The organism is Streptomyces cyslabdanicus (assembly GCF_052663305.1).
On sequence record NZ_JBQRUW010000068.1, the window covers coordinates 13,804 to 40,020 of the forward strand.

The following is a 26,217-nucleotide window of genomic DNA, read 5'->3' on the forward strand; positions in this document are numbered from 1 at the left end:
GTCCTCGTCCGATATCGGACGATCCGGACCGCCGTCAGGCGGTCGGACCGCCGAAGATGTCGATACGGTCGCCCTCGGCGAGGGTCACGATCGCGCGCTTGGTGGCGGAGCGCTGACCGAAGCCGGTCTTGGTGCGCTTGCGCTTGCCCTGGCGGTTGATCGTGTTGACCCCGGTGACCTTGACCTCGAAGACCGCCTGCACGGCCTGCTTGATCTGGGTCTTGTTGGCGTTCGGGTCGACGATGAACGTGTACTTGTTCTCGTCGAGGAGCGCGTAGCTCTTCTCCGAGACGACCGGCTTGAGCAGAACGTCACGGGGGTCCGTGTACGACTTGCTCAGCGGGGTCTCGACGGTGTTCTTGCCCTCGGCGGCGTGGCGGCGCGCCTTGGCGACACGCGCGGCCTTGGCGGCCTTGGCGGCCTTCGAGGCGATGCTCGGGTGACGCGTAGCCATCAGGCCTCGCTCCCTTCGTTGTCGTTGGCCTTGTTCGGGCCGGCGACGAAGGACTCGAAAGCGGCCTTGGTGAAGACCACGTCGTCCGAGACGAGAACGTCGTACGTGTTCAGCTGGCCCGGCTCCAGGATGTGGACCTGGGGCAGGTTGCGGGCGGACAGCCACGCGGCCTCGTCGGCGCGGTCGACGACCAGGAGCAGGTTCTTGCGCTCCGAGATCTTGCCGAACAGCGTCCTGGCGGACTTCGTGGAGGGGGTCTCGCCCTCGACCACGCCGGTGACGACGTGGATGCGGTCGTGGCGGGCCCGGTCGGTGAGGGCGTGGCGCAGGGCCGCGGCCTTCATCTTCTTCGGGGTCCGCTGGGAGTAGTCACGCGGCTGCGGGCCGTGGACGACGCCACCACCGGCGAACTGCGGCGCGCGGGTCGAACCCTGACGGGCGCGACCGGTGCCCTTCTGGCGGTACGGCTTCTTGCCACCACCACGGACTTCACCGCGACGCTTGGTCTTGTGCGTGCCCTGGCGGGCAGCGGCGTTCTGCGCGACGACGACCTGGTGGATCAGCGGGATGCTGATCTTCTCCACGCCGAAGATCTCCGCGGGGAGCTCGACGCTTCCGGTCTTCTCGCCGGCAGGCGAAAGGATGTCAACAGTGCTCATCGGTTACCTCAGGCCCCCTTGGCCGCGGTGCGGACCAGGACGAGGCCGCCGTTCGGACCGGGAACCGCGCCCTTGATGAGCAGCAGACCCTTCTCCGCGTCAACGGCGTGGACGGTCAGGTTCTGGGTGGTGACCCGCTCGTTGCCCATGCGACCTGCCATGCGGAGGCCCTTGAACACACGACCCGGCGTGGCGCAGCCGCCGATGGAACCGGGCGAGCGGTGCTTGCGCTGGGTGCCGTGTCCGGCGCCGAGGCCACGGAAGTTGTGGCGCTTCATGACACCGGCGAAGCCCTTGCCCTTGCTCTTGCCGGTGACGTCGACCTTCACGCCGGCCTCGAACACCTCAGCGGTGACCTGCTGGCCGAGGGTGTACTCGGCGGCGTCCGCGGTGCGGATCTCGACGAGGTGACGACGGGGGGTGACGTCGGCCTTCGCGAAGTGGCCCTTGAGGGGCTTGTTCACCTTGCGCGGGTCGATCTCGCCGAAGGCGATCTGGACCGACTCGTAGCCGTCGACGTCGTTCGTACGAACCTGGGTGACGACGTTGGGGCCGGCCTTGACGACGGTGACCGGAACAACACGGTTGTTCTCGTCCCACACCTGCGTCATGCCGAGCTTCTCGCCCAGGATGCCCTTGATCTGCTTTGCCATCTCTCAGATCACCGGCCTCAGAGCTTGATCTCGATGTCGACACCGGCCGGGAGGTCGAGTCGCATCAGGGAGTCAACGGTCTTGGGGGTCGGGTCGAGGATGTCGATCAGGCGCTTGTGCGTGCGCATCTCGAAGTGCTCGCGCGAGTCCTTGTACTTGTGCGGCGACTTGATGACGCAGTACACGTTCTTCTCAGTGGGCAGCGGCACCGGGCCCGCGACCGACGCACCAGTACGGGTCACCGTCTCGACGATCTTCTTCGCCGAGGAGTCGATGACCTCGTGGTCGTAGGCCTTGAGCCGGATGCGGATCTTCTGTCCCGCCATGGCTACTCCGTAGTCCTGTCTCTCTATACGCTCCGGAACCCGGCGTTCCCTTGGACCTCTCCGACCCACGCGGTCGGGCGTGTCGCGCTCCCGCTGACATGGATGCCCCTTGTTCGAACATCCTTCGGGATTGCACACGGACCCACCGGATACCGCGAGCCGGGGGCGAAGGCCCACCGGGTGCCTGGTCGTTGTCGCACCCACACTTCCCGGAAGATTCCCGTACGTCCGCCCCAGCGCTGCCGTGAGGCAGTTAGGGCGACGAGTACCGTGGGACTCGCTTCCGGTCCTCCCGGCGGGAGGCGCGCGGCATCAACGCTCGACCGAGCAACTCGGACAGTCTGCCACAGTGGGCGGGGGCCTGGCCAATCGAGCCGGGGATATTACCCCGGGCGTGACACAGGTCAAACCAGGGGCCGCCGGGCAGCGCGGTCGGTGATCACCCCGCTAGGGTCTGGCGGCGGCGGAGGAACTCACACCGACACGGGGGGACAGGGTGGCGACAGCCGACGCGCAGGACACCGGAGAGACGGCCGGGGACACCGGGATACCGCGGCGCGGCGGGGCCGACGAGATGTCCCGGGACGCGGAGCGCATGGAGAGGTGGTCGATCGCCTGGGTGCTGCTCGCGCTGGCGATGTGGGGCGTCCTCGTGATCCTGATGGTCTCCTCGTACGGCCCCGACGCCGGCCCCTGGTCCTCCACCAGGAACCCGCGCTGCGAGGGGCCGCTGATCGCCCCCTTCCAGCGGGACAGCTACGCCTGCCACAGCGAACTGCGCCAGTGGCCGGCCCTCCTCGGCTTCCTGGCCCTGGCCGTCATCCCGACGATCATCGCGGCGGCGGTCACCGTCTACGCCAAGGTCCTGTCCCGCCTGGCCAGGACGCTCGGCGAGAAGGACGGCGAGAGGAACCACGGCACGGCCTGAGCCGCTGCCCGCCCTCGCTCCCCCCGAACGACGAACACCGTCCGTCGTCACAGGGGAACGACGGACGGCGGACGACGATCGCGGGCCGGAGGCCGGAACCGGGCGTCAGATGACGCCCTGGGCGAGCATCGCGTCGGCGACTCGTTCGAAGCCGGCGATGTTCGCGCCGGTCACGTAGTCGCCGGGGGCGCCGTAGCGCTCCGCGGTCTCGTGGCAGGTGGTGTGGATGTCGCTCATGATCAGAGCCAGCTCCCGCTCCACCTGGGCGGCCGTCCAGGACGTACGGGAGTGGTTCTGCGCCATCTCCAGGCCGCTGACCGCGACCCCGCCCGCGTTCGCCGCCTTGCCGGGGCCGAAGGCCACCCCGGCCTGCTGGAACAGGCGCACGGCTTCGGGCGTCGCCGGCATGTTCGCGCCCTCGGACACGGCCTTCACCCCGTTGCGGACGAGCGTCTCCGCGTCCTTCTCGTCCAGCTCGTTCTGCGTCGCCGAAGGCAGCGCGACATCGGCCGGGACGTCCCAGACCCGCCCGCCGGGCACGAACCGCGCGGAGCTGCCGCGGCGCTCGGCGTACTCGCTGATCCGGCCGCGCTCGACCTCCTTGACCTGCTTCAGCAGCTCCACGTCGACGCCCTTGTCGTCGACCACGTACCCGCTGGAGTCCGAGCAGGTCAGCGGGTTCGCACCGAGGGCGGCCAGCTTCTCGATGGTGTAGATCGCGACGTTCCCGGAGCCGGAGACGACCGCGGTCTGGCCGTCCAGCTCCTCACCGCGCTCGCGCAGCATCGCCTCCGCGAACAGCACGTTGCCGTACCCCGTGGCCTCCGGCCGGATCAGCGAGCCGCCCCAGTGCGGGCCCTTGCCGGTGAGCACACCGGCCTCCCAGCGGTTGGTGATCCGCCGGTACTGGCCGAACAGGTAGCCGATCTCGCGGGTGCCGACGCCGATGTCACCGGCCGGCACGTCGGTGTGCTCGCCGATGTGCCGGTGCAGCTCCGTCATGAACGACTGGCAGAACCGCATGACCTCCGCGTCACTGCGCCCGTGCGGGTCGAAGTCGCTGCCGCCCTTGCCGCCGCCGATGCCGAGCCCGGTCAGCGCGTTCTTGAAGATCTGCTCGAAGCCGAGGAACTTGATGACCCCCAGGTCGACGGACGGGTGGAAGCGCAGGCCGCCCTTGTACGGGCCCAGCGCGCTGTTGAACTCCACCCGGAAACCGCGGTTGACGTGCACCCGGCAGTGGTCGTCCTGCCACGGCACCCGGAAGACGATCTGCCGCTCCGGCTCGCACAACCGCTCCACGAGCCCCGCCTCCGCGTACTCCGGCCGAGCCGCGAGCACCGGCGCCAGCGTCTCCAGCACCTCGTGAGCGGCCTGGTGGAACTCGGGCTGGGCCGGATTGCGGCGCTCGATCTCGGCGAGCAGGGAGGCGAGCTGGGTCTTGGTGTCGGGTCGGGTCGTCACAGGGTCCCCTTCTGGCACGGCTACTACCGGTGTCACAACCGGTGATGAACGCTCGGCGCCGTTGCCGCGCGCAGGAACTCGGCCGCCCCGGGAGTGGGCATCCGGAAAACGGCCGACTCTTTAGTGTTACTCCTGTGTAAAGCCGGTGGCCAGTGGCCGGGCACCTTTGGTCCACGATGTGAGATAAAGATTCCGAAAAACCGGCTGGTGAGTGCAGCCCGGGGCGGCTACGCCAGGTGCCAGTGGGGCAGGAGTTCGACCGCGAGGTACAGGACCACGGCCAGCAGGACGACCCAAGGGGCGATTCCCGTGCCGGTCGGCCGTCGCTCGACCCGAGCCGTGGGACGTAGATCACCGTGCAGGGCCATGGCACTCAGTGTGTCGGCCGCCCGGCTGCCGCGGTCGGAACGGACGACACGGCTCATCCAGGGCGGCGCGAACAGGCCGGCCATGGGCTCCGGCGTGTGACGGCCGAAGAACTCCAGCTGCCCGTCGTGCCGCATCTCCACCCGGGTGATCGTCGACCACGGCAGGAGCCGTGTGGACCACAGACGGCGGATGTACACACCGTCCCGGTCCGCGGTGACGCGCCACAGCGCGGGCCAGCAGCACGCCCAGCCGACGAACAGCGACGACCACACCGAGACGACCAGGCCAACCGGCCGCGGATGCGTCAGGCTCCCACCCTCCGGGTGCTCGGTCAGCAGGACGAACACGGCACAGACGACCGCGCTCACCATCTTCCCGCCCCACCCGGCGCCCCACACCAACGGCGCCTCCGGCGCCGTCATCGACCCGGCGAGCTCCTCGACCCGGTCCCGGCGCTCCTTGCGCGCCTGCCGCCGCCGCTCCGCCCGGCCCGCTCTCATCTCCACCCCTGCCCCCGCCGTCGTGTGCCGCGGCGAGCTTACCGACCGGGCGGTGTCCCCCCTCGGCCACGGCCGGTGCCTGGGCGGATGCCCCGGCACCGGCCGGTCGGGCCGTCGCTCGGCGAGTCGGGGGGCGGCCGGACCGCCCCGCTGCCCCTACGCCCGCCGGCTCTCCAGCGGTCCCAGATAGGTCTCCGGCAGGCCGCCCGTGTCGATCAGCAGGCGTTGCAGGACCATCGTCGGGTCGACCGTCCAGAACTTCAGGCGGTGCGTTCCGGCGCGGGTGATCGTGTGCCGGGTCGCGGTGCGGTTCACGTTGTCGGAGGTGTTGCGGGCCCACTCCATGTTCATCGTGCCGTCGTCCGCGCCCGTGGCCGCGACGATGTCCACCGTCTGCGGCGCGGCGTCGTCGAAGGAGATCCCGTAGCTCAGGCCGCCTCTCGCAAGGGCCGGGTTCCTCGGGGACACCTCCGCCCACACCGTCACCTCGCCCGCGGAGAGCAGGGTCACCTCGTACTCCAGACGCGGGGAGTTCGAGGCGCCAGGGGTGCGGCGCGGGGCCGTCACCGGCCAGGGGGTCATGCCCGACGTGGTGCGGCCGACGCCGTCCAGGCGGCGCCACTCCCCCACCGCGCGGTCGTGGTGCTCGGCGTCGATCGCCACATAGCCGCCCGCCTCCACGAAGCCCTGCACCAGACGGGGTGAGGTGTTCTCCGCCGTGCAGGAGACCGTCACCGTCCTGCCCGCGCCCGAGATCGTCAGCTTCGCCTCCGCCCGGCCGCTCGGCACCCGGCGCCAGTCCACCCGGACCTCGACCCGCACCTGCTGCTCCACCCGGCCCCGGGCACGGTCGACCAGCAGCCACGGGGCGGAGGACTCGACCCGGTAGTCGAAGGGGGTGCGGCCGCGGTTGAAGAGCTCCACGTACTGCTGCGGGCGGGTCTGGTACGGGCTGAAGGAAGGCAGCCGGGCCGCGCCCGCCGCTCCTCCCGGCCACCAACTGCCCGCGTCCTCCGCGCCGTCCACCGAGACACCCAGTTCGGCGGCGCGCGGCACCTCGATCCGCCGGACCGCGGGGAAGAGGACGTCCTCGATCGCCACGTCGTTGATCTCCGGCTGCTGCCAGGGCGCGTTCGGGCCGTAGCGTTCCACGTCCCCGTAGTCGATGTGCGGCTGGGTCTGGAAGCCGTTCCACTTGCCGCCGGCCACCTCGTGGTTGAAGCGGTCGGCGAGGGCGAAGTCACGCTTCAGGCCCGCCTCCGCCTGGGCCGCCAGGTCGTTGGTCGCCGCCCGGCCCTGCTTGGCGTAGAGGAGGTTGGTGAACTCGGCCTGCCGCAGGTCGTAGAGGTTCGCGGTCGCCTCCACCTCGTAGCCGACGAGTTCGTACCAGGCGTCCTGGCTGCGCGCGGGCAGCTTGCGGGCGACGCGGTCGGCCTTGCGCGCCAGCGCCTTCCACTCGTCGGTGACCCGTTCCAGCTCGCGGTGCGCGAAGTGGAACGGTGTCTGCTCGTCGTTGTAGACGACCTTGCCGCCTTCGAGGGTGATCCGGCGGTTGAGCAACTCCGGCTTGCGGCGGGCCTGGAGCCGGCCGTACTCCGCCAGGACCTCCGCGATCGGCCCGGAGTCCGCCTCGCCGAAGTTCTGGGCGGCGTAGCGGCGTTCCCACTCCCGCAGCCGCTCCTGCGGCCAGCCGTCCGGGTTCCAGGCGTAGTTCAGGAAGAACTCCGTGGGCAGTTCGTTGCCCTTCAGGTCGCCGACGTTGGTGACCCACAGACCGTGGTTGCCGTAGGCGTGGGCCTGGTGGAGCTGATCCCAGAGGTTGGTGAGGTTGGCCGTGTCGACCCACTTGTAGTTGCGGCCGGCGCCCACGTAGTCGAAGTGGTAGTACAGGCCGTACCCGCCGGGCCGGGCAGGCTCCGCGGGGTCCGGGTGCTTGCGGATGTTGCCCCAGTTGTCGTCGGTGAGGACGACCGTCACGTCGTCCGGGGCGCGCAGGCCGCGGTCCCAGTAGCGCTGCACCTCCTTGTAGAGGGTCCACACCTGCGGGGTCTCGGCGGCCGGCCGGCCGGTGACCTCCTCGATGATGCGGCGCTGGTCGGCGATGATCTCCTGCATCAGCTCGATGCCGTCGCCGTCGGGCAGGCTGGTGTCGCCGTTGCCCCGCATGCCGAGGGTCACCACGCCCTCGAAGCCCTCGTCCACCATCCGCTGGATGCCGTCCCGCCAGTACGCCCTGAGCGCGTCGGCGTTGCGGAGGTACGACCACTCGCCGTTGCCGCCGTAGGGATCACTCCCCCCGCTCGCGTGGCGGTTCCACTCCTCGATGCCGCGCATCATGGGGGCCTCGTGGGAGGTGCCCATGACGATGCCGTACTCCGACGCGCGCCGGTGGTTCTCCGGGTCGTCCTCCGCGAAGGCGCGCCCCCACACCGCCGGCCAGAGGTAGTTGCCCTTCAGGCGGAGCAGGAGCTCGAAAACCTTGGCGTAGAAGTCGGCGTTGAGGCCGCCGGGCTGGCCGGGGGCCTTGCCGGGGCCGAAGTACGCGGGCGCCCAGGTGCCCAGGGCCGGGTTCTCGTCGTTGATGAAGACACCGCGGTACCTCACCACCGGGGTGCCCTGCGTGTGGCGCCCCGGCAGGATCCAGACGCTGTCGCGACGCACCGGGGCCACGTCGTCCCACCAGTACCAGGGCGAGACCCCGATGCCGTACGAGACGTCGTACACCCCGAAGATCGTGCCGCGCGGGTCGCTGCCCGCGATGACGAGCGCGCGGTCGACGCCGGGCATCGGATGGTCGACCACTGCCTGGATCGAGGTCTCCCAGCGGCCGCGCACCCCGGTGACGTCCAGCTTCCCGGACTTCACCAGGCCGTCGATCAGCGGGCTGCGGCCGATCGTCCCCACCAGCACCGCGTTGCGGGCGATGGTCTGCCCGGGGCGTACGCCCGTGACCCGCTGGATGTCGGCGCGCAGGTCCCCCGCCGCCCGGACGACTCCGGTGTGGTCGTCGGCGCTGACCACGATCGGGGCGCCGACCAGGGAGAAGGAGCCCGGTTTCGGCTCGTGGGACGCGAAGGAGACGTACGCACCCGGGTCGGTGACCTGTGGCCCGCCGCTGCCGTTGCGGTTACCGTTGCCGTCCTCGTTCTGGTTGCCGTTCCCGTTCTCGTTCTGGTTGCCGTTCTCGTTCCCGGCCGCCCACGCGGAACCCGCCCCACCCACAGCACCCGACGACAGCACCGGCACCGCGGCGAGGCTCGCGCCCAGGACGGCTCTCCGGCTGACGTGCGCAGACATGGCACACCCCTCTACCCACCTGAATTTGGTCACTGGCATGACAAATGTTGGAGGAGGGGTCTGCGGGGAACCAGGGGTCGTGCACGCCGAATAGTTTCGTAACAACAACCGGCCCCGGGCGCGCCGTCACATACCCGGAAGCCGAACTCACGGGGCCGAAACGCCGAAGAGCCCGTACGACCGGAGTCGTACGGGCTCTTGTGGTGCTCGCGAGGGAGCTACCGGGTCGGGGGACCCTTCGGTAAGCCGGAGAGCTTACTTCAGGATCTTGGTGACCTGGCCGGCGCCCACGGTGCGGCCACCCTCACGGATGGCGAACTTCAGGCCCTCTTCCATGGCGACGGGCTGGATGAGCTCCACCTTCATCTCGGTGTTGTCACCCGGCATGACCATCTCGGTGCCCTCGGGGAGGGTCACCACGCCGGTCACGTCCGTCGTGCGGAAGTAGAACTGCGGACGGTAGTTGTTGAAGAACGGCGTGTGGCGGCCACCCTCGTCCTTCGACAGGATGTAGGCCTGGGCCTCGAAGTCGGTGTGCGGCGTGACCGAACCCGGCTTGATGATGACCTGGCCGCGCTCGACGTCCTCGCGCTTGATGCCGCGGAGCAGCAGACCGACGTTCTCACCGGCCTGGCCCTCGTCGAGCAGCTTGCGGAACATCTCGATGCCGGTGACCGTGGTGGTGGTCTTCTCCGTCTTGATGCCGATGATGTCGACGGTCTCGTTGACCTTGAGGACACCACGCTCGATACGGCCGGTGACGACCGTACCGCGACCGGTGATCGTGAAGACGTCCTCGATCGGCATCAGGAACGGCTTGTCGACGTCGCGCTCCGGCTCCGGGATGGAGGTGTCGACGGCGTTCATGAGGTCCAGGACCGACTGGACCCACTTCTCGTCGCCCTCGAGCGCCTTCAGAGCGGAGACACGGACGACCGGGAGGTCGTCGCCCGGGAACTCGTACTCGGAGAGGAGTTCGCGGACCTCGAGCTCGACGAGCTCCATGATCTCCTCGTCGTCCACCATGTCGGACTTGTTCAGCGCGACGACGATGTACGGCACGCCGACCTGGCGGGCCAGGAGCACGTGCTCCTTGGTCTGCGGCATCGGGCCGTCGGTCGCGGCGACCACCAGGATCGCGCCGTCCATCTGGGCGGCACCGGTGATCATGTTCTTGATGTAGTCAGCGTGACCGGGGCAGTCGACGTGGGCGTAGTGACGCGCCTCGGTCTGGTACTCGACGTGCGAGATGGAGATGGTGATACCACGCTGGCGCTCTTCGGGCGCCTTGTCGATGTTGTCGAACGGGGTGGCCTCGTTCAGCTCCGGGTACGCGTCGTGCAGCACCTTGGTAATGGCGGCCGTGAGGGTCGTCTTACCGTGGTCGATGTGACCGATGGTGCCGATGTTGACGTGCGGCTTAGTCCGCTCGAACTTCGCCTTCGCCACTGGGTTCCTCCTGTGGAGTGGTTCTGTACGCCTTACTCATCGGCGCCAGGTGATCTTTGCTGGATGGCCCGGATCTCCGGGGCATCCCTCCGGGTGCGCGGCGAATGGCCGCGAATCCGTGGAATGCCCCGAGAGGCTCCGGAGTCAAGCCTAAAGGCAGGAACTCGGGTGAGTTACTCGCCCTTGGCCTTCGCGATGATCTCCTCGGCGACGTTCCGCGGAACCTCGGCGTAGGAGTCGAACTGCATCGAGTAGCTTGCGCGACCCGACGTCTTGCTGCGGAGGTCGCCGACGTAGCCGAACATCTCCGAGAGGGGCACGAGGCCCTTCACGACACGGGCACCGGCCCGCTCCTCCATGGCCTGGATCTGGCCACGGCGGGAGTTGATGTCGCCGATGACCTCACCCATGTAGTCCTCGGGCGTGGTGACCTCGACGGCCATCATCGGCTCGAGCAGCACGGGGCTGGCCTTGCGCGCGGCCTCCTTGAAGGCCTGCGAACCGGCGATCTTGAACGCGAGTTCGGAGGAGTCGACCTCGTGGTAGCCACCGTCGAGAAGCGTGACGCGGACGCCCGTCATCTCGTAGCCGGCCAGGATGCCGAACTGCATCGCTTCCTGGGCGCCGGCGTCGACCGAGGGGATGTACTCCTTCGGCACGCGGCCACCGGTGACCTTGTTCACGAACTCGTACGAGGCGTCGCCGCCCTCGATCGGCTCGATCGCGATCTGCACCTTGGCGAACTGGCCGGTACCACCAGTCTGCTTCTTGTGCGTGTAGTCGACCCGCTCGACCGCCTTGCGGATGGTCTCGCGGTAGGCGACCTGCGGCTTGCCGACGTTGGCCTCGACCTTGAACTCACGGCGCATGCGGTCGACCAGCACCTCGAGGTGCAGCTCGCCCATACCGCCGATGATGGTCTGGCCGGTCTCCTCGTCCGAGTGGACCTGGAAGGACGGGTCCTCCTCGGCCAGGCGCTGGATCGCGACGCCCAGCTTCTCCTGGTCGCCCTTCGACTTGGGCTCGATGGCGACCTGGATGACCGGCGCCGGGAAGTCCATGGACTCCAGGATGACCGGCTTCTTGTCGTCGGACAGCGTCTCACCGGTGGTGGTCTGCTTCAGGCCCATGACGGCGACGATGTCGCCGGCGCCCACCGACGGGATCTCCTCACGCTTGTTGGCGTGCATGCGGTAGATCTTGCCGATGCGCTCCTTCTTGCCCTTGACGGAGTTCAGCACCTGCGTGCCGGACTCCAGGCGGCCCGAGTAGACCCGGACGAAGGTGAGCTTGCCGAGGTGCGGGTCGCTCATGATCTTGAACGCAAGAGCGGCCAGCGGCTCGTCCTCGGACGGCTTGCGCTTGATGATCTCCTCGGCGTTGCCCACGGCGTGGCCCTCGATGGCCTCGACGTCGAGCGGCGTGGGGAGGTAGCGCACGACCGCGTCGAGCAGGGGCTGAACGCCCTTGTTCTTGAACGCGGTGCCACAGAACACCGGGGTGACGGTGGTCTCGCTGGCCTTGCCGGACGCGATGGTGATGCGACGGATCGCGGCGTGCAGCTGCTCCTCGGTGGGCTCGTTGCCCTCCAGGTACAGCTCCATGATCTCTTCGTCGTTCTCCGCGACGGCCTCGACCAGCTTGCCGTGCCACTCCTCGGCGGCCTCGGTGTGCGTGGCCGGGATGTCGACGACGTCGTACATCTCGCCCTTGGCGGCCTCGGCGGACCACACGAGCGCCTTCATGCGGACCAGGTCCACAACGCCCTTGAAGTCGGCCTCGGCACCGATCGGCAGCTGCATGACCAGCGGCTGCGCGCCCAGGCGGTCCTTGATCATGTCGACGCAGCGGTGGAACTCGGCACCGGTGCGGTCGAGCTTGTTCACGAAGCAGATACGCGGAACGCCGTAGCGGTCCGCCTGACGCCACACCGTCTCGGACTGGGGCTCGACACCGGCGACGCCGTCGAACACCGTCACGGCACCGTCGAGCACGCGCAGGGAGCGCTCCACCTCGACGGTGAAGTCGACGTGACCCGGCGTGTCGATGATGTTGATCGTGTGGTCGATGCTGTCCAGCGGCCAGTGACAGGTGGTGGCAGCAGAGGTGATCGTGATGCCACGCTCCTGCTCCTGCTCCATCCAGTCCATCGTGGCGGAACCCTCGTGGGTCTCACCGATCTTGTAGGACACGCCGGTGTAGAACAGGATCCGCTCGGTGGTGGTCGTCTTGCCCGCGTCGATGTGGGCCATGATCCCGATATTGCGGACATGGGCCAGGTCAAGTGAAGTGGTAGCCATAAGGCTTCAGTCTTCTCTCGGTTCTCGATGGGGTAGCGACTACCAGCGGTAGTGCGCGAAGGCCTTGTTGGACTCGGCCATCTTGTGCGTGTCCTCGCGCTTCTTCACAGCGGCACCGAGGCCGTTGGAGGCGTCGAGGAGCTCGTTGAGCAGACGCTCGGTCATGGTCTTCTCGCGACGGGCGCGGGAGTAACCGACCAGCCAGCGCAGCGCCAGCGTGTTGGCGCGACCGGGCTTGACCTCGATCGGAACCTGGTAGGTGGCGCCACCGACACGGCGGGACTTGACCTCGAGGGTCGGCTTGATGTTTTCCAGAGCGCGCTTCAGCGTGATGATCGGGTCGTTGCCCGTCTTCTCACGCAGGCCCTCCATGGCGCCGTAGACGATGCGCTCGGCGGTGGAGCGCTTGCCGTTCAGCAGCACCTTGTTGATCAGGGAGGTCACCAGAGGAGAGCCGTAGACCGGGTCGATGATGACCGGGCGCTTCGGGGCGGGGCCCTTACGAGGCATTCTTACTTCTCCTTCTTGGCGCCGTAACGGCTGCGAGCCTGCTTGCGGTTCTTGACACCCTGGGTGTCGAGCGAACCGCGGATGATCTTGTAGCGAACACCCGGCAGGTCCTTCACACGGCCGCCGCGCACGAGCACGATGGAGTGCTCCTGCAGGTTGTGTCCCTCACCCGGAATGTAAGCCGTGACCTCGATGCCGCTGGTCAGACGCACACGCGCGACCTTACGGAGGGCCGAGTTCGGCTTCTTCGGAGTGGTCGTGAACACACGCGTGCAGACGCCACGACGCTGGGGCGAACCCTCGAGTGCGGGCGTCTTGTTCTTTTCGACCTTGTCCTGCCGGCCCTTGCGGACCAGCTGCTGGATCGTAGGCACTACTTCTCCGGTTTCTGTGTGCCGATGGGTACAGCTAACCTGGAACGTCGCCGACCCACGCGGTCGGGTGTGTCGAATCCCGCAGACTCCCACCGCCAGGCAGAAAGAGGCGCAGATCACGGTGGCCGTCAGCGGCTCCCAGTGCGGTTTGCAGGCACGCACGAAAGCCAGGGCACACCCCAGGCACAAGGTCTGAGCGTACCTACCTCATTCGCTGCGGTCAAAACAAATGGGCCCCGCCCGCCGCGCCCCGTGGCGCTTGTCAAGCCCCGGCCCCTCGGGCGATCTTCGAATCCACGGAATGTGATCTTCGAACACCGGACGTCCGCACGCGTCATCACACCCCCGCGAATCCCGCGACGACCAGCAAGGTCAGCAACACCGCCCAGCCCGCCACGGACAGCCAGCCCAGGACCAGCCCGGTCAGCGCGAGGCCGTCACCGCTCTCCCCCGTGTGGCTCATCTCCCGGCGGGCGGCGTGTCCCAGGACCACCGCCGGCAGGCCCGTCAGACCGGCTGTCATCAGCGTGAGCACCCCGCAGACCAGGGAGCCGACCGCCTTGCCGTTGGTGGGCGGCGGGGTCTTCGGCAGGAACGTGGCCGGCACGGCCACAGCCGCCGAGGTGAGCGGCACCGGTCCCTGCGGCAGATCCGCCACCAGCAGCGCCAGCTCTCCGACCGTGCGCGTCTGGTACGCCCGTGCGACACGCTGGTCGAGTTCCCGCTCGTCCAGGCGGCCCTCGCTGAAGCCCGCCCTGAGCACGTCCACGGCGCGCTCGCGGTCGGCGTGGGACGCGAGCATCGACGGGGCACCCTGGCCCTGCCACGGCTGTGGAACGCCCTGTCCCCCCTGCCAGCGCTGCATCGGCTGCCATGACGGGTATGACGGTTGGTACGACACTGAGACCTCCCCCGGATCGCGTGTGTCCCTCCATCATGCGCCAAGGGCGGCCATCCCGTGATGGGATGGCCGCCCTTCAGCGCGTCACGCGGACGCTCGCCCGCTTACTGGTTGTACGGACCGTAGTCGTAGTCCTCCAGCGGAACGGCCTGGCCGGAGCCGGAGCCGAACGGCGAGTAGTCGATGTCGTCGTAGCCCACGGCCGAGTACATCGCGGCCTTGGCCTCCTCGGTCGGCTCGACCCGGATGTTGCGGTAGCGGGACAGGCCCGTACCGGCCGGGATGAGCTTACCGATGATGACGTTCTCCTTGAGGCCGATCAGGGAGTCGGACTTGGCGTTGATCGCCGCGTCCGTCAGGACCCTGGTCGTCTCCTGGAAGGACGCCGCCGACAGCCAGGACTCGGTCGCCAGCGAGGCCTTGGTGATACCCATGAGCTGCGGACGACCGGAGGCCGGGTGACCGCCCTCCTGGACCACACGACGGTTCTCGGTCTCGAACTTCGAGCGCTCGACCAGCTCGCCGGGCAGCAGCTCGGCGTCGCCGGACTCGATGATCGTCACACGGCGCAGCATCTGCCGGATGATGATCTCGATGTGCTTGTCGTGGATCGACACACCCTGCGAGTTGTAGACCTTCTGGACCTCGCCGACCAGGTGGACCTGGACGGCCCGCTGACCCAGGATGCGCAGCACGTCGTGCGGGTTGGTGGCACCCACGGTGAGCTTCTGGCCCACCTCGACGTGGTCGCCCTCGCCGACCAGCAGACGGGCACGCTTCGAGATCGGGAACGCCGTCTCGTCGCTGCCGTCGTCCGGGGTGACGACGATCTTCTTGGTCTTCTCGGTCTCCTCGATCCGGACGCGGCCGGAGGCCTCGGAGATCGGGGCGACACCCTTCGGCGTACGGGCCTCGAAGAGCTCGACGACACGCGGCAGACCCTGGGTGATGTCGTCACCGGCCACACCACCGGTGTGGAAGGTACGCATCGTCAGCTGGGTGCCGGGCTCACCGATGGACTGGGCGGCGATGATGCCGACCGCCTCACCGATGTCGACCAGCTTGCCGGTGGCGAGCGAGCGGCCGTAGCACATGGCGCAGGTGCCCACCGCGGACTCGCAGGTCAGGACCGAGCGGGTCTTGACCTCGGCGACGCCGCGGGAGACGAGCTCTTCGATGAGCACGTCGCCCAGGTCGGTGCCGGCCGGGGCCAGCACCTGGCCGTCGACGACGATGTCCTCGGCGAGGCAGCGCGCGTACACGGACGTCTCGACGTTGTCCGCCTTGCGCAGCACGCCGTCCGCACCGCGCTCCGCGATGTGCAGCTTGAGGCCGCGGTCGGTGCCGCAGTCCTCCTCGCGGATGATGACGTCCTGGGAGACGTCGACCAGACGACGGGTGAGGTAACCCGAGTCGGCGGTACGCAGGGCGGTGTCGGCCAGACCCTTACGGGCACCGTGCGTGGAGATGAAGTACTCCAGCACGGACAGACCCTCACGGAACGACGCCTTGATGGGCCGCGGGATGGTCTCGTTCTTGGCGTTCGACACCAGACCGCGCATACCGGCGATCTGACGCATCTGCATCATGTTTCCTCGGGCGCCCGAGGAAACCATCATGAAGATCGGGTTGGTCTTCGGGAAGTTGTCGTTCATCGCCTCGGCGACCTCGTTGGTCGCCTTGGTCCAGATCGCGATGAGCTCCTGGGTGCGCTCGTCCTTGGTGATCAGACCGCGCTCGTACTGCTTCTGGACCTTCTCGTCCTGCGCCTCGTAGCCCTTGACGATCTCCTTCTTCGCCTCGGGAACGACGACGTCGGAGATGGCGACGGTGACACCGGAACGGGTGGCCCAGAAGAAGCCGGACGCCTTCAGGTTGTCGAGCGTGGCCGCCACGATGACCTTCGGGTAGCGCTCGGCGAGGTCGTTGACGATCTCGGAGAGCTGCTTCTTGCCCACCTCGTAGTCGACGAACGGGTAGTCCTCGGGCAGCAGCTCGTTGAAGAGCGCGCGACCCAGGGTCGTCTTCAGGCGGAAGGAGTCACCCTGCTGCCACGCCCTCTCCCCGACGCCGTCGTCCCCTTCCTCTCGGGCCGGCGGGGTCCAGCCGCGCGGCGGGATGGTGCCCACCGGGAAGCGGACGTCCACCCGCGACTGGAGCGAGAGCTCGCCGGCGTCGAACGCCATGATCGCCTCGGCGACCGACGCGAAGGAGCGGTTCTCGCCCTTGGCCGCGCGGCCCTCGCCGTCGGTGGTGAGGAAGTACAGACCGAGGACCATGTCCTGGGTCGGCATCGTCACCGGACGGCCGTCGGCCGGCTTGAGGATGTTGTTCGAGGACAGCATCAGGATGCGGGCCTCGGCCTGCGCCTCCGCGGACAGCGGCAGGTGCACGGCCATCTGGTCACCGTCGAAGTCCGCGTTGAACGCGGTGCACACGAGCGGGTGGATCTGGATGGCCTTGCCCTCGACCAGCTGCGGCTCGAAGGCCTGGATGCCGAGGCGGTGCAGGGTGGGCGCGCGGTTCAGCAGAACCGGGTGCTCCGCGATGACCTCTTCGAGGACGTCGTACACGACCGTGCGGCCGCGCTCGACCATGCGCTTGGCCGACTTGATGTTCTGCGCGTGGTTCAGGTCGACCAGGCGCTTCATCACGAACGGCTTGAAGAGCTCCAGCGCCATCGCCTTCGGCAGACCGCACTGGTGCAGCTTCAGCTGCGGACCGACGACGATCACGGAACGGGCCGAGTAGTCGACGCGCTTGCCGAGCAGGTTCTGACGGAAGCGGCCCTGCTTGCCCTTGAGCATGTCGGACAGCGACTTCAGCGGACGGTTGCCGGGGCCCGTGACCGGGCGGCCGCGGCGGCCGTTGTCGAAGAGCGCGTCGACGGCCTCCTGAAGCATGCGCTTCTCGTTGTTCACGATGATCTCGGGCGCGCCGAGGTCGAGAAGCCGCTTCAGGCGGTTGTTGCGGTTGATGACACGGCGGTACAGGTCGTTCAGGTCGGAGGTCGCGAAGCGGCCACCGTCGAGCTGCACCATCGGACGCAGGTCCGGCGGGATGACCGGGACGCAGTCCAGGACCATGCCCTTGGGGCTGTTGGACGTCTGCAGGAACGCGGAGACGACCTTCAGGCGCTTCAGGGCGCGGGTCTTCTTCTGGCCCTTGCCCGTGCGGATGATCTCGCGGAGCTTCTCGGCCTCCTCCTCGAGGTCGAAGGACTCCAGGCGCTTCTGGAGCGCCGCGGCACCCATCGAGCCGTCGAAGTACGTGCCGAACCGGTCGCGCAGCTCGCGGTAGAGCAGCTCGTCGCCCTCGAGGTCCTGGACCTTGAGGTTCTTGAACCGGGTCCACACCTCGTCGAGGCGGTCGATCTCGCGCTGCGCACGGTCGCGCAGCTGCTTCATCTCACGCTCGGCACCCTCGCGCACCTTGCGGCGCACGTCGGCCTTGGCACCCTCGGCCTCCAGCTCGGCGAGGTCCGCCTCGAGCTTCTTGGCGCGGGCCTCCAGGTCGGCGTCGCGGCGCTGCTCGATCTGCTGGCGCTCGACGGAGACGTGGGCCTCCAGCGACGGCAGGTCGCGGGTGCGGCGCTCGTCGTCGACGTACGTGATCATGTACGCCGCAAAGTAGATGACCTTCTCCAGGTCCTTCGGGGCCAGGTCGAGCAGGTAGCCCAGGCGCGACGGGACGCCCTTGAAGTACCAGATGTGGGTGACGGGCGCGGCCAGCTCGATGTGGCCCATCCGCTCACGGCGCACCTTGGCGCGGGTGACCTCGACGCCGCAGCGCTCGCAGATGATGCCCTTGAAGCGGACACGCTTGTACTTGCCGCAGTAGCACTCCCAGTCCCGGGTGGGACCGAAGATCTTCTCGCAGAAGAGCCCGTCCTTTTCCGGCTTGAGGGTGCGGTAGTTGATCGTCTCGGGCTTCTTGACCTCGCCGTGGCTCCACTGACGGATGTCGTCAGCGGTGGCCAGGCCGATCCGGAGCTCGTCGAAGAAGTTGACGTCGAGCACTATGCGTCAATCCCTCTCAGGGTTGTAAGTCTGTGGTCTGAAACGGGGGCCTGGGGGTCGGTGGGCCTCCTGGTCAGGAGGCCCACCGGACTCCCGTCAGACCTCTTCGACGCTGCTCGGCTCGCGCCGGGACAGGTCGATGCCGAGCTCCTCCGCGGCGCGGAAGACATCCTCGTCGGTGTCACGCATCTCGATGGACATACCGTCGCTGGACAGCACCTCCACGTTCAGGCACAGGGACTGCATCTCCTTGATGAGCACCTTGAAGGACTCGGGGATGCCGGGCTCGGGGATGTTCTCGCCCTTGACGATGGCCTCGTAGACCTTCACGCGGCCGGTGACGTCGTCGGACTTGATGGTCAGCAGCTCCTGGAGGGCGTAGGCGGCGCCGTAGGCCTCGAGGGCCCACACCTCCATCTCGCCGAAGCGCTGGCCACCGAACTGGGCCTTACCACCCAGCGGCTGCTGGGTGATCATCGAGTACGGACCGGTCGAGCGGGCGTGCAGCTTGTCGTCGACCAGGTGGTGCAGCTTCAGGATGTACATGTAGCCGACCGAGATCGGGTCCGGGAACGGCTCACCGCTGCGGCCGTCGAACAGCCGCGCCTTGCCGGTCGGGAGGACCATGCGGTCGCCGTCGCGGTTCGGGATGGTGTGCTGGAGCAGACCCGCCAACTCGTCCTCGCGGGCACCGTCGAAGACCGGGGTGGCGACGTTGGTGCCGGGGGCGACCTGGTCGGCGCCGATGGCCTGGAGGCGCTCCGCCCACTCGTCCGCGAGGCCGGAGACGTCCCAGCCGCGGCTGGCGAGCCAGCCGAGGTGGATCTCCAGGACCTGTCCCGGGTTCATTCGGGACGGCACACCCAGCGGGTTGAGGATGATGTCGACGGGGGTGCCGTCCTCCAGGAACGGCATGTCCTCGATCGGCAGGATCTTGGAGATGACGCCCTTGTTGCCGTGGCGGCCGGCGAGCTTGTCACCGTCGGTGATCTTGCGCTTCTGGGCCACGTAGACGCGGACCAGCTGGTTCACGCCCGGCGGCAGCTCGTCGCCCTCCTCGCGGTCGAAGACGCGCACGCCGATGACCTTGCCGGTCTCGCCGTGCGGCACCTTCAGCGAGGTGTCACGGACCTCACGGGCCTTCTCACCGAAGATCGCGCGCAGCAGGCGCTCCTCGGGGGTCAGCTCGGTCTCGCCCTTCGGGGTCACCTTGCCGACGAGGATGTCGCCGGCGATGACCTCGGCGCCGATGCGGATGATGCCGCGCTCGTCGAGGTCGGCGAGGACCTCCTCGGAGACGTTCGGGATGTCCCGGGTGATCTCCTCGGGGCCGAGCTTGGTGTCACGGGCGTCGACCTCGTGCTCCTCGATGTGGATCGAGGAGAGGACGTCGTCCTGCACGAGGCGCTGCGACAGGATGATCGCGTCCTCGTAGTTGTGGCCCTCCCACGGCATGAACGCGACCAGCAGGTTCTTGCCGAGCGCCATCTCGCCGTTCTGGGTGGCCGGGCCGTCGGCGAGGACCTGGCCCTCGATGACGCGGTCGCCCTCGTTGACGATGACCTTCTGGTTGACCGAGGTGCCCTGGTTGGAGCGGGCGAACTTGGCCAGGCGGTACGTGATGTACGTGCCGTCGTCGTTGGTCGTGGTGATGTAGTCGGCGGAGATCTCCTGGACCACACCGGCCTTCTCGGCCTTGACGACGTCGCCGGCGTCGACCGCGGAGCGGTACTCCATGCCGGTGCCGACGAGCGGGGACTCCGACTTGATGAGCGGAACGGCCTGGCGCATCATGTTCGCGCCCATGAGGGCACGGTTGGCGTCGTCGTGCTCCAGGAACGGGATCATGGCGGTCGCGACCGACACCATCTGGCGCGGCGAGACGTCCATGTAGTCGACGTCCTCGCCACCGACGTAGTCGACCTCGCCGCCACGGCGGCGGACCAGCACGCGGGCCTCGGCGAACCGCAGTTCGTCGGTGAGCGGCGCGTTGGCCTGCGCGATGACGAAGCGGTCCTCCTCGTCGGCGGTCAGGTAGTCGACCTCGTCGGTGACCTGGCCGTCGATGACCTTGCGGTACGGGGTCTCGACGAAACCGAACGCGTTGACCCGGCCGTAGGAGGCGAGCGAGCCGATCAGACCGATGTTCGGGCCTTCAGGCGTCTCGATCGGGCACATGCGGCCGTAGTGCGAGGGGTGCACGTCACGGACCTCGAAGCCGGCCCGCTCACGGGAGAGACCACCCGGGCCGAGCGCGGACAGACGACGCTTGTGCGTCAGCCCGGACAGCGGGTTGTTCTGGTCCATGAACTGGGACAGCTGGCTGGTGCCGAAGAACTCCTTGATGGAGGCGACGACCGGCCGGATGTTGATCAGGGTCTGCGGCGTGATCGCCTCGACGTCCTGCGTGGTCATGCGCTCGCGGACGACGCGCTCCATCCGGGCCAGACCGGTGCGGACCTGGTTCTGGATGAGCTCGCCCACGCTGCGCAGCCGGCGGTTGCCGAAGTGGTCGATGTCGTCGGTCTCGACGACGATCGTCTGACCGCTGTCGCCGACCGTCTCCATCTCGCCCGCGTGCAGCTTCACCAGGTACTTGATCGTCGAGATGACGTCCTCGACGGTCAGCACGCCGGCGTCCAGCGGAGCGTCCGCGCCCAGCTTCTTGTTGACCTTGTAGCGGCCGACCTTGGCCAGGTCGTAGCGCTTGGGGTTGAAGTAGAGGTTCTCGAGCAGCGTCTGCGCGGCCTCACGCGTGGGGGGCTCGCCCGGGCGCAGCTTGCGGTAGATGTCCAGCAGCGCGTCGTCCTGGCCCTGGGTGTGGTCCTTCTCCAGGGTGGCGCGCATCGACTCGTACTCGCCGAACTCCTCGAGGATCTGCTCGTTGGTCCAGCCGAGCGCCTTCAGCAGAACGGTGACCGACTGCTTGCGCTTGCGGTCGATGCGGACACCGACCATGTCACGCTTGTCGATCTCCATCTCCAGCCAGGCACCCCGGGACGGGATGATCTTGGCGGAGAAGATGTCCTTGTCGGACGTCTTGTCGATGGAGGAGTCGAAGTAGACACCGGGGGAACGGACCAGCTGCGACACCACGACACGCTCGGTGCCGTTGATGACGAAGGTGCCCTTGTTCGTCATGAGCGGGAAGTCGCCCATGAAGACGGTCTGGGACTTGATCTCGCCGGTCTCGTTGTTGGTGAACTCGGCCGTGACGAAGAGCGGGGCCGCGTACGTGAAGTCGCGCTCCTTGCACTCGTCGATCGAGTTCTTGGGCGGCTCGAAGCGGTGGTCGCGGAACGTCAGCGACATCGACCCGGAGAAGTCCTCGATCGGGGAGATCTCCTCGAAGATCTCCTCGAGACCGGACTTGGTGGGGACGTCCTGACCGGACTCCAGAGCGTCCTCGACGCGAGCCTTCCAGACCGCGTTGCCGAGCAGCCAGTCGAAGCTCTCGGTTTGCAGCGCGAGAAGGTTCGGAACCTCGAGGGGCTCCTTGATCTTTGCAAAGGAGATGCGCAGCGGGGCGGTGCTGGCGCCGTTGTTCGTATTCGCGGTCGAGGCGTTGCGCGAGGCGGCCAAGAGGGGGTCCTTCCGAGGGCTCGGACTCACTACGCGCGTACCGGCCCCCCGCCGCTGCTTGAGGACAGGTCGTCCTGATCGGGCCGAAAGGCCAGGTCAAAGATGATCTGGTCGACGTTGCTGAGGCGAGGGCATGCCCCTGGTGACGGGCAGGGGACAGCTAACAGGCAGCGCAAAGGGTCAGTGTAGCCACATGGCACACTGATGTCCAGTGCGGGTTTTTGAGACCCTCGTAGTTGTCAACGTCTGCGGCATACCTGCCCTCAACGCACCTTGATACTGCCCTCTTCGTCGCCGATCCATGCCTCGGATTCGGATCGTTGTGACGACGCGTCCTGAGAATTGCGCGCTGCGTGCGGTTCGTCAAGGCCTCCCATGGCCAAGCCGGATGCTGCCATCGTCACGTGCAGCCCGCCACCGGAGCTCTGGAGGCACGACGAAGATCACCATACCCCTCCCCGCCACGGGTGCAAGGCAGCCGCCGCCGGCCCCCTCGAACGCCGAAGAGCGACCACCCGGATGGATGATCGCTCCTCGGTGCGTTCGCGTTACAGCCCTACCGGGCCGTGTTCAGCGCGCGGGAGTCCTTCGCGGACCGTGGGGTCTTACTTGACCTCGACGGAGGCGCCGGCGCCCTTGAGGGACTCGGCGGCCTTCTCCGCGGCCTCCTTGTTGACCTTCTCGAGGACGGGCTTCGGCGCACCGTCGACCAGGTCCTTGGCCTCCTTGAGGCCCAGGGAGGTCAGCTCGCGCACGACCTTGATGACCTGGATCTTCTTGTCGCCGGCGCCGGTGAGGATGACGTCGAACTCGTCCTTCTCCTCGGCGGCCTCGGCAGCCGGGGCGCCCGGGCCGGCCATCATGACCGGGGCGGCCGCGGCGGCGGTGACGTCGAACTTCTCCTCGAAGGCCTTCACGAACTCGGAGAGCTCGATGAGGGTCATCTCCTCGAACTGCGCGAGCAGGTCTTCCTGGCTGAGCTTCGCCATGATGGCGGTCCTTCCACTCAAATCGGCGGGTGCCGGATGTACGGGGTGTGGCGGGCGTACGTCGGCCCGCTGCGATCCTTGCCGCGTCAGGCGGCGCGGATCAGAAAGCGAGCCGAGTTACTCGGCACCGCCCTGCTCGTCCTGCTTGGCGCGCAGCGCGTCCACGGTGCGGACGAGCTTCGACGGCAGTGCCTGGAAGACGGAGGCAGCCTGGGACTGCTTCCCCTTGAAGGCACCGGCCAGCTTGGAGAGCAGAACCTCGCGGGACTCGAGGTCCGCAAGCTTCTTGATCTCGTCGGCGGACAGCGCCTTGCCGTCAAGGACACCGCCCTTGATGACGAGATTCGGGTTGTCCTTGGCGAAGTCACGGAGACCCTTCGCCGACTCCACCGGGTCACCGGTGACGAAGGCGACGGCCGTCGGACCAGCGAAGAGCTGGTCGTCCAGCGTGATCCCGGCCTCGTTGGCCGCAATCTTGGTCAGCGTGTTCTTCACCACGGCGTACTGGGCGTTCTCACCGAGCGACCGGCGCAGCGTCTTGAGCTGCGCCACGGTGAGACCGCGGTACTCGGTCAGCACGGCGGCGTTGGAGCTGCGGAACTTGTCCGTCAGCTCCGCAACCGCGGCAGCCTTGTCGGGCCTCGCCATAGAGCCTCGGCCTCCTTCCGGGTGATTCGGACCGCGCGGACCCGAAGGAGGACTGGGGAAAACGAAACGCCCCGGCGCAGGCGCTCGGGGCGGACTCGACCGGTCGCACACACGGGGATCGACGCGTGCTCCGGGAGTACTTCCACAATCACCTGCGCGGGTCGTCCGCAGTTTCAGCGGATCCTTCGGCCACCGCGCCCTCGTTCGAGCGCACGGCAACGACCAGCGGTCTTTGGCTTCTGTGGGAGCGTACGGGAAGGTGTCAGCGCAAAGCAAATCCGCCCCCGGAGAGCACGCGGGGGGCCACGACGTGGCCCACCCCGCCCCGGGAGCGCGGCTCAGGTGCCGCTGCCGCTGCCGCCCGCGGCGGCGCCCTGGGACGCCATCAGGTCCTTGAAGTCCCCGGTGTCGCCGGCCGGGGGCGCCTGGACGGCGGTCTTGACGCCGTAGTCGCTGTAGTAGGCGGTGTTGGTCATGGTGCCGGTCGCCATGTCCGCCTTCTCGACCTTCTTGACCAGCAGGTTCTTGTCGTTGACCCAGATGTCGACGGACTCCGTGGTGACGCCCGCCTCGTCGAGCTGCTTCTTCAGATCGTCCATCTGGCGCTTGGGCAGGTTCGAGGTCCTGTCGGCGAAGTCGGCGACGTTCAGCGTGCCCGCGTAGTGGGTGGTGTGCTCGCCGCGCACCGTCGCCTCGCCGACCTTCCTGACGTCGCCGGAGGCCAGCAGCAGCTTCACCGACTGGTTCGGCGTGGCGGTCTTCAGCTGCTCCTGCATGTACGCGCCGGAGCCGCCGGCGAGGTCCGCGAGGTCGTCGTAGCGGTACCGGATCCAGTGCTTGCCGCCCGTCTGCTCGGCGTAGGCGTCGGGCATGTGAGCGTAGTAGGCGTCGGGCAGGTACCGCGCCTCCATCGTCGTCGCCCCGATCTGGCGCATCGCCTCGGCGACCGTGCCGCCGGTGTAGGTGAGCGTGAGCGTGCCGGTCAGGCCGTCGGCCCAGTCGAGGGTGCCGTTGCCCTTCATCGACATCAGGGTGCCGATGCTGGTCGTCATCGACACCCTGGCGGAGTGGGCCTCGGCGGTGGAGGTGTCGGCGGAGCGCAGGGCCGCGATGGGGCTCACGTGGACGGCCCCCCGGCCGGCCGCGCCGTCGTCCTTGCCCGAGGCCTTGGAGGAACCGGAGGAGTCCCCGGGGGAGCAGGCAGCCACTGCCCCCAGCGTGGTCACCGCCACGACGGAGAGCGTGATTCTGCGCGCGGTCGTGCTCTTCATTCGTCCCACCCCTATGCGGTTGCTGTGATCATCACGCTGACGCAGGCCTGTGCCAGGCGTACGAGTCGCGCGGGGCGCGTCCCGTACGGACGTACGGAAGACGTTGTACAGGAGTCCCGCAGAAAAGGGACGAGCCCCGCACCCCAAAAGGTTGCGGGACTCGTCCTTTGATTGTGCGAGCCGTGGGGCTCAGACCGCGGCCGGGTCTTCCTCGACGAGGAGGTTGCGGGTGCGGTTCGGGTCGAGCGGGATGCCGGGGCCCATCGTGGTGGTGATGGCGGCCTTCTTGATGTAGCGACCCTTGGCAGCGGACGGCTTCAGGCGGAGGATCTCCTCCAGGGCCGCGCCGTAGTTCTCCACCAGCTTGGTGTCGTCGAACGACGTCTTGCCGATGATGAAGTGCAGGTTCGAGTGCTTGTCGACGCGGAACTCGATCTTGCCGCCCTTGATCTCGGTGACGGCCTTGGCCACGTCGGGGGTGACGGTGCCGGTCTTCGGGTTCGGCATCAGACCACGCGGGCCGAGGACGCGGCCGAGGCGGCCGACCTTGCCCATGAGGTCCGGGGTGGCGACGACGGCGTCGAAGTCCAGACGGCCCTTCGACACCTCGTCGATCAGCTCGTCCGCGCCGACGATGTCGGCGCCGGCGGCACGCGCGGCCTCGGCACGGTCACCGGTCGCGAAGACCAGGACCCGGGCGGTCTTACCGGTGCCGTGCGGAAGGTTCACGGTGCCACGGACCATCTGGTCGGCCTTGCGCGGGTCGACACCCAGACGGAAGGCGACCTCGACGGTGCCGTCGAACTTGGTCGTGGAGGTCTCCTTGGCGAGACGGACGGCCTCGAGCGGGGCGTACTGCTTCTCCCGGTCGATCTTGGCGTCCGCAGCGCGGAGAGCCTTGCTGCGCTTGCTCACAACTGCTCCTGTGTGTTCTGAAAGGAGTCGTGGTACGGGCCGAGCGGGCCCTGCCACGTGCGGCCTCAGCCGCATGTTCTACGAAGGTGGGGTTCAGCCCTCGACCGTGACGCCCATGGAACGCGCGGTGCCGGCGATGATCTTCGCGGCGGCGTCCAGGTCGTTGGCGTTGAGGTCGGGCATCTTGGTCTGGGCGATCTCGCGGACCTGCGCCTGGGTGATCTTGGCGACCTTGGTCTTGTGCGGCTCGCCGGAGCCCTTCTCCACGCCCGCGGCCTTGAGGATCATCTTGGCGGCCGGCGGCGTCTTGGTGATGAAGGTGAAGGAACGGTCCTCGTAGACCGTGATCTCCACCGGGATGACCCAACCGCGCTGCGACTCGGTCGCGGCGTTGTAGGCCTTGCAGAACTCCATGATGTTGACGCCGTGCTGACCCAGCGCCGGGCCGACCGGCGGAGCCGGGTTGGCGGCACCGGCCTGGATCTGGAGCTTGATGAGCCCCGTGACCTTCTTCTTCTTGGGAGGCATTACTCTCCGGGTCCTTTCGATTCGGGTCCTGCCGGCGCCCGGGTACCACCCGAACGCAGGCATACCGCACAACGATAACGG

Annotated in this window: 20 protein-coding genes; 1 reads left to right on the forward strand and 19 read right to left on the reverse strand. The window is 68.0% G+C overall.

All coding sequences use genetic code 11. The features are described 5' to 3' along the window. Positions 1–34: 34 nt before the first annotated feature. From rplW to rpsJ, 4 genes are read right to left on the reverse strand one after another with little or no spacing between them, the layout of a single operon-like run. On the reverse strand, positions 35–454 hold the full coding sequence (gene rplW / locus ACTYVM_RS33810; protein ID WP_100569742.1) for a 50S ribosomal protein L23: 420 nt from the start codon (positions 452–454) through the stop codon (positions 35–37). Next, positions 454–1,113, reverse strand: coding sequence for a 50S ribosomal protein L4 (gene rplD / locus ACTYVM_RS33815; protein WP_445529622.1), 660 nt, complete (start codon positions 1,111–1,113; stop codon positions 454–456). Before rplD ends, rplW begins: the two co-directional genes overlap by 1 nt. A gap of 8 nt (positions 1,114–1,121) precedes the next feature. Next, positions 1,122–1,766 (reverse strand): 50S ribosomal protein L3, encoded by a 645-nt coding sequence (gene rplC / locus ACTYVM_RS33820; protein ID WP_445529623.1) that lies wholly within the window; start codon positions 1,764–1,766, stop codon positions 1,122–1,124. 17 nt (positions 1,767–1,783) lie between these two features. Beyond that, the gene (gene rpsJ / locus ACTYVM_RS33825) at positions 1,784–2,092 is read right to left on the reverse strand and encodes a 30S ribosomal protein S10 (RefSeq protein WP_003948644.1); all 309 of its coding nucleotides are present in this window, start codon (positions 2,090–2,092) and stop codon (positions 1,784–1,786) included. A gap of 496 nt (positions 2,093–2,588) precedes the next feature. Between rpsJ and ACTYVM_RS33830 the strand changes: the two genes are divergently transcribed. Next, complete coding sequence (locus ACTYVM_RS33830; RefSeq protein ID WP_445529624.1) at positions 2,589–3,020, forward strand: hypothetical protein; 432 nt, start codon at positions 2,589–2,591, stop codon at positions 3,018–3,020. A 105-nt stretch (positions 3,021–3,125) separates the two neighbouring features. Here the strand turns inward: ACTYVM_RS33830 and gdhA are convergent, their stop codons facing one another. The 15 genes from gdhA to rplK all read right to left on the reverse strand — a co-directional run bounded on the left by gdhA (position 3,126) and on the right by rplK (position 26,136). Continuing rightward, positions 3,126–4,484 carry an NADP-specific glutamate dehydrogenase gene (gdhA, locus tag ACTYVM_RS33835; RefSeq protein ID WP_445529625.1) on the reverse strand — a complete coding sequence of 453 codons (1,359 nt, stop codon included), beginning with the start codon at positions 4,482–4,484 and terminating at the stop codon, positions 3,126–3,128. 227 nt (positions 4,485–4,711) lie between these two features. Further along, complete coding sequence (locus tag ACTYVM_RS33840; RefSeq protein ID WP_445529626.1) at positions 4,712–5,353, reverse strand: PH domain-containing protein; 642 nt, start codon at positions 5,351–5,353, stop codon at positions 4,712–4,714. A 156-nt stretch (positions 5,354–5,509) separates the two neighbouring features. After that, positions 5,510–8,650, reverse strand: coding sequence for a glycosyl hydrolase 115 family protein (locus ACTYVM_RS33845; protein WP_445529627.1), 3,141 nt, complete (start codon positions 8,648–8,650; stop codon positions 5,510–5,512). A 255-nt stretch (positions 8,651–8,905) separates the two neighbouring features. After that, the gene (gene tuf / locus ACTYVM_RS33850) at positions 8,906–10,099 is read right to left on the reverse strand and encodes an elongation factor Tu (protein WP_445529628.1); all 1,194 of its coding nucleotides are present in this window, start codon (positions 10,097–10,099) and stop codon (positions 8,906–8,908) included. Positions 10,100–10,272: 173 nt separating this feature from the next. Then, positions 10,273–12,399, reverse strand: coding sequence for an elongation factor G (gene fusA / locus ACTYVM_RS33855; RefSeq protein ID WP_445529629.1), 2,127 nt, complete (start codon positions 12,397–12,399; stop codon positions 10,273–10,275). A 39-nt stretch (positions 12,400–12,438) separates the two neighbouring features. After that, positions 12,439–12,909: a 30S ribosomal protein S7 gene (gene rpsG, locus ACTYVM_RS33860; RefSeq protein ID WP_003992340.1), complete on the reverse strand. Its 471-nt coding sequence runs from the start codon at positions 12,907–12,909 to the stop codon at positions 12,439–12,441. Positions 12,910–12,911: 2 nt separating this feature from the next. Then, positions 12,912–13,283 carry a 30S ribosomal protein S12 gene (gene rpsL, locus ACTYVM_RS33865; RefSeq protein WP_003948652.1) on the reverse strand — a complete coding sequence of 124 codons (372 nt, stop codon included), beginning with the start codon at positions 13,281–13,283 and terminating at the stop codon, positions 12,912–12,914. A gap of 337 nt (positions 13,284–13,620) precedes the next feature. Then, positions 13,621–14,148 carry a DUF1707 and DUF4190 domain-containing protein gene (locus ACTYVM_RS33870; RefSeq protein ID WP_445529630.1) on the reverse strand — a complete coding sequence of 176 codons (528 nt, stop codon included), beginning with the start codon at positions 14,146–14,148 and terminating at the stop codon, positions 13,621–13,623. A 140-nt stretch (positions 14,149–14,288) separates the two neighbouring features. Next, the gene (locus ACTYVM_RS33875; protein ID WP_445529631.1) at positions 14,289–18,203 is read right to left on the reverse strand and encodes a DNA-directed RNA polymerase subunit beta'; all 3,915 of its coding nucleotides are present in this window, start codon (positions 18,201–18,203) and stop codon (positions 14,289–14,291) included. A gap of 96 nt (positions 18,204–18,299) precedes the next feature. Next, positions 18,300–21,785 carry a DNA-directed RNA polymerase subunit beta gene (gene rpoB, locus ACTYVM_RS33880; RefSeq protein WP_445529632.1) on the reverse strand — a complete coding sequence of 1,162 codons (3,486 nt, stop codon included), beginning with the start codon at positions 21,783–21,785 and terminating at the stop codon, positions 18,300–18,302. A gap of 605 nt (positions 21,786–22,390) precedes the next feature. Beyond that, complete coding sequence (gene rplL / locus ACTYVM_RS33885) at positions 22,391–22,774, reverse strand: 50S ribosomal protein L7/L12 (RefSeq protein ID WP_445529633.1); 384 nt, start codon at positions 22,772–22,774, stop codon at positions 22,391–22,393. Between the two features lie 117 nt (positions 22,775–22,891). Then, positions 22,892–23,422 carry a 50S ribosomal protein L10 gene (gene rplJ / locus ACTYVM_RS33890; protein WP_100569727.1) on the reverse strand — a complete coding sequence of 177 codons (531 nt, stop codon included), beginning with the start codon at positions 23,420–23,422 and terminating at the stop codon, positions 22,892–22,894. Between the two features lie 338 nt (positions 23,423–23,760). Then, entirely contained in the window at positions 23,761–24,693 is a 933-nt protein-coding gene (locus ACTYVM_RS33895; RefSeq protein WP_445529634.1) for an SCO4651 family lipoprotein, read from the reverse strand. A gap of 189 nt (positions 24,694–24,882) precedes the next feature. Next, entirely contained in the window at positions 24,883–25,608 is a 726-nt protein-coding gene (rplA, locus tag ACTYVM_RS33900) for a 50S ribosomal protein L1 (RefSeq protein ID WP_445529635.1), read from the reverse strand. Between the two features lie 93 nt (positions 25,609–25,701). Continuing rightward, a complete protein-coding gene (gene rplK, locus ACTYVM_RS33905; protein ID WP_009190100.1) occupies positions 25,702–26,136 on the reverse strand; it encodes a 50S ribosomal protein L11 in 435 nt (144 codons plus the stop codon). Positions 26,137–26,217 lie beyond the last annotated feature (81 nt).

What these genes read in the sequence shown, in the direction of transcription:
- ACTYVM_RS33895 (WP_445529634.1), bottom strand. Translation starts at nt 24,693, where the DNA reads ATGAAGAGCACGACCGCGCGCAGAATCACGCTCTCCGTCGTGGCGGTG.
- ACTYVM_RS33845 (WP_445529627.1), bottom strand. Translation starts at nt 8,650, where the DNA reads ATGTCTGCGCACGTCAGCCGGAGAGCCGTCCTGGGCGCGAGCCTCGCC.
- rpsG (WP_003992340.1), bottom strand. Translation starts at nt 12,909, where the DNA reads ATGCCTCGTAAGGGCCCCGCCCCGAAGCGCCCGGTCATCATCGACCCG.
- rplJ (WP_100569727.1), bottom strand. Translation starts at nt 23,422, where the DNA reads ATGGCGAGGCCCGACAAGGCTGCCGCGGTTGCGGAGCTGACGGACAAG.
- rplC (WP_445529623.1), bottom strand. Translation starts at nt 1,766, where the DNA reads ATGGCAAAGCAGATCAAGGGCATCCTGGGCGAGAAGCTCGGCATGACG.
- rplL (WP_445529633.1), bottom strand. Translation starts at nt 22,774, where the DNA reads ATGGCGAAGCTCAGCCAGGAAGACCTGCTCGCGCAGTTCGAGGAGATG.
- rplK (WP_009190100.1), bottom strand. Translation starts at nt 26,136, where the DNA reads ATGCCTCCCAAGAAGAAGAAGGTCACGGGGCTCATCAAGCTCCAGATC.
- rpsJ (WP_003948644.1), bottom strand. Translation starts at nt 2,092, where the DNA reads ATGGCGGGACAGAAGATCCGCATCCGGCTCAAGGCCTACGACCACGAG.
- rplW (WP_100569742.1), bottom strand. Translation starts at nt 454, where the DNA reads ATGGCTACGCGTCACCCGAGCATCGCCTCGAAGGCCGCCAAGGCCGCC.
- rplD (WP_445529622.1), bottom strand. Translation starts at nt 1,113, where the DNA reads ATGAGCACTGTTGACATCCTTTCGCCTGCCGGCGAGAAGACCGGAAGC.
- ACTYVM_RS33840 (WP_445529626.1), bottom strand. Translation starts at nt 5,353, where the DNA reads ATGAGAGCGGGCCGGGCGGAGCGGCGGCGGCAGGCGCGCAAGGAGCGC.
- ACTYVM_RS33870 (WP_445529630.1), bottom strand. Translation starts at nt 14,148, where the DNA reads ATGCAGCGCTGGCAGGGGGGACAGGGCGTTCCACAGCCGTGGCAGGGC.
- fusA (WP_445529629.1), bottom strand. Translation starts at nt 12,399, where the DNA reads ATGGCTACCACTTCACTTGACCTGGCCCATGTCCGCAATATCGGGATC.